This window comes from Variovorax sp. P4_D9 (assembly GCF_056401695.1).
In genome coordinates this window covers 1-3,096 of record NZ_JBFUIU010000968.1, presented here as the reverse complement: position 1 = coordinate 3,096, position 3,096 = coordinate 1, and the positions used below count along the sequence as shown (strand labels likewise).

Annotated in this window: 2 protein-coding genes and 3 pseudogenes; 1 reads left to right on the top strand and 4 read right to left on the bottom strand. The window is 63.7% G+C overall.

Features of this window, described 5'->3' with window-relative positions; all coding sequences use genetic code 11:
* From AC1DY5_RS49210 to AC1DY5_RS49200, 3 genes and pseudogenes are all read right to left on the bottom strand, one after another.
* On the bottom strand, positions 1 to 214 hold a 214-nt coding region (locus AC1DY5_RS49210), incomplete at its 3' end, for a dioxygenase (RefSeq protein ID WP_478121597.1).
* Between the two features lie 56 nt (positions 215 to 270).
* Positions 271 to 504: pseudogene (locus tag AC1DY5_RS49205) on the bottom strand (CoA transferase); the annotation flags it as partial.
* A 13-nt stretch (positions 505 to 517) separates the two neighbouring features.
* Positions 518 to 1,480 carry a Bug family tripartite tricarboxylate transporter substrate binding protein gene (locus tag AC1DY5_RS49200; protein WP_478121596.1) on the bottom strand — a complete coding sequence of 321 codons (963 nt, stop codon included), beginning with the start codon at positions 1,478 to 1,480 and terminating at the stop codon, positions 518 to 520.
* A gap of 798 nt (positions 1,481 to 2,278) precedes the next feature.
* Here AC1DY5_RS49200 and AC1DY5_RS49195 point away from each other — a divergent pair.
* A pseudogene (locus tag AC1DY5_RS49195) lies at positions 2,279 to 2,422 on the top strand (DUF2889 domain-containing protein); the annotation flags it as partial.
* Positions 2,423 to 2,718: 296 nt separating this feature from the next.
* Here AC1DY5_RS49195 and AC1DY5_RS49190 read toward each other — a convergent pair.
* Positions 2,719 to 3,096: pseudogene (locus AC1DY5_RS49190) on the bottom strand (integrase); the annotation flags it as partial.

Below are 3,096 nucleotides of genomic sequence, written 5' to 3'. Positions count from 1 at the left end.
CCACTTCGTTGTGCGATTCGGTGGTCAATTGGCCGAGTTTCGCGATCAGCGCGCAGGTCTTGTGGAATTCGGCTTCAGTCAGCCGGGCGTCGCGCACGAAGTCATGCAGATGACGGACAGCCGCCGTCATGATGTGCTTGAAGCGCGGATCTTCTGCACGTTGCAGCTCTGCGAGCACTGCGGCCGTGACGTCCTGTTCAGAGTGAATAATCATCGTTTGACTCCGGTTTTCCTTGTCTCGTCGATTGGAAGGGTCACGCCGCCTCGCTCATCCACGGCGATGCCGCGCTTGTTGCGGTTCGCGCTGAGAAACACGGTACCGGTCGCCGACGTGCCCGCTTCGGTCGCACGAAACGGCGGCCAGTCACGCGTCTCGTCGCCTTCGATGGTCTCGACTTTGATGACATCGGCGCCCATGTCCCCCAGGTACTGGGCACACAGCGGTCCAGCGAGGACCTTGGAGAGGTCGAGGACCTTCAATCCCGAAACAGGTGTGGCGCTCATTTCGCTTCTCCGCTCAACTCGGCTTCAGGCCTGCTGCCCGAATCAGGCGACCCCACTTCTCCTTTTCCGTGGCCACAAAGGTGTCGAGCTCGGCACCCGTCTTGGCCAGCGGATCGATCCCCAGCTCGAGCAGTTTCTCCTGCACGTTCGGTCGCGCCAGCGTCTTGGTGACCGCTGCGGCCAGTATGCGCGAGGTCTCGGGCGCCAGCCCTTTGGGCGCGTACATCACGGTCCAGCCGACCAGCTCGTAGCCTTCGACGCCCTGCTCCGCCACCGACTTCACACCGGGCAGCAGCTTGCTCGACTTCGCGGATGTGACGCCCAGCGCCTTCACCTGTCCATTGGCAATCGGCGCGCGCAGCGAGGTGATCGTGTCAACCATGTACTCGACCTGGCTACCAAGGACGGCCGAGATCGCCTGCGCGCTCCCCTTGTAGTCCACGGGAAACATCGGCGCATCCGCCCGCTGCTTGAAGAGTTCGTAAGCCATGCGGCAGGTGGTCGTCGAAATCGCAATGTTGAGTGCGTCCGGCTTGGCGCGCGCGGCCCGAACCAATTCCGCGACGCTGTTGACCGGGTTGGTGGGCGAGGTGACGAAGACCAGCGGCAGGATGCCCACCATCGCGACCGGCTCGAAGTCGGCTTGCGGATCGAACCCGGGGTTGGCGTACAGAAAGGAGTTGGCCGCGTGCGTGGCGTTGGTGCCGATCATGAGCGTATAGCCATCCGCCGGCGCACGCGCCGCGATCTGCGTACCGACGTTGCCGCCCGCACCTGGCCGGTTGTCTACAAAGATCGGCTGGTTAAGCACCTTCGACAACTCGTCGGCGAGGTAGCGCGCTGCGATGTCAGTGCCTTGGCCGACCGCGTAGGGGACAATGAGCTTGATTGCCTTGGCCGGGTAGGCGTCGGCCAGGCTCGAAGTGGCTGCGCAGGCCAGCACGAGGCCCGCGAGGGCTTGGAGAATGTTTTTCATGGTTATTCCGGAAGGCATGGCGCACGGATGCACCGGTGGAGGTCGGACCCGACCGCGGGGTCCATGTCATTCGGCAGGCGATCGCTGCTCAAGGCTTGCACCCTCGGCAGCCGCGCGAGCTGCGCATCACAATCTCCGCGCGTCTTGCCGACACATTGGTGGCGAGCGATGCGGCACGCTCGATGCGCAGCGCCTCGGCGAAGCGATCTTCCGTCGACGCAATCAACACGTCGGACGCGAGCGAGATCAGCTCCCCATGATCGCCAGCCCGTTGATCGCGCCGATAACGAGTCCTGAGAAGTGCTTGAGCGCAGCGACCGCATCGTGCTCGCAGGCGTCGGCGGCGACGATGCCGGGCGCCGCCTATTCGTCCAATGTCCAGGCTCGCACGAATGCGCGGCCGGCGCCCCGTCAGGATAGGCGCCCGCACCTTCCATCTCTACGTGGATCGACGAGTCTGATTCCATGAGGTCGATCTCCGGTGTTGTCGCGGCAAGTGCTATAGCGAACTATACGCTTGCGCATTACCCTCGACATTCGTAGTTCCCCGAACCACCACCTGCCATGCTCACTCCTCGGAATGACCTCAGCGGCCATCAAACGCGAAAGCTCAAATTCCGCGGAACCCACCGCCGGAGGGACTGTGACATCGAAGCCGAACTAACCATCGTGAAGGCCTACCCGTTCAACTCGCCGGGGGGCTCGGCAGCCTTCCACCGGGCACGCTCATTCACGACATGGCGATCCGCGCCACGATGGACAAGACGCTTGCCATTCGCGTAATCCACGCGACGATGAATGGTCAAGCCACAGACGGAATGCGCGCTCGCGACCATGYCGATGCAGCAGCTCGTGGGCTACACGATGGGTCCGGGCTGGCGCGAGACGGTTGAGCAACAGGGCTGTACGCATCTGCGTGAACTCATGTTCAACATGGCGACGGCTGCTTTTCAGACGATTCCCGCCCACCGCGAGCACCTCCGCAACCAGGCTGGCAACCGGTGCATCAAGTCAAGCGGCCGTTCGACGGCAACTGATCAAGGACCTCGGCCACTACTTCTTCAAATCCACGCTGGCAAGCAGCGTCTTGAAATACGCCGACTGGCTGTTCATGAAAGCCTGGAACTAGTCACCATTCATGTAAGCCGGCTGGAGATTGGCCTTCACCAGCGATTCACGGACGATGAACTGGTGTCCGTTGCCCGTCTGCGCGACATCGCCGCACCTGCCGCGCCACTCAGACGCTGTGCGGCTGGCGCTTCCCAATGGTGCCCCCATTCCAACCCCTCGGCCACGGCCTGGATCACCGCCCACTCGCCCTCGCCGAAGACGCGGGTGGCAGCCAGCGCCTCCGAACGCGATGCGCCCCGAACCTTGATGCCGGTGAACGGATTGGCCATGGTGTAGCGCTGCTGGATCAGCCAGCGGTACATCGCGCCCACTACCGACAAGGCATAAGGCAACTGACCGCGCCGACAACCCGCCGGTAAACGGGCGCCAGTCGGCGGAGGGGCGCGGCCGGGCCGGTCCGACCCAGCGCCACCGCGGCACCGGATGCCGCAGGAAAGCGCGGTACGCGATGGCGTCCTCGGTGGTGAGCGAGGACAGAGCCCGGC

Excerpts from the sequence above, each read along its gene's own strand:
- AC1DY5_RS49200 (WP_478121596.1), bottom strand. The coding sequence starts at position 1,480 with ATGAAAAACATTCTCCAAGCCCTCGCGGGCCTCGTGCTGGCCTGCGCA.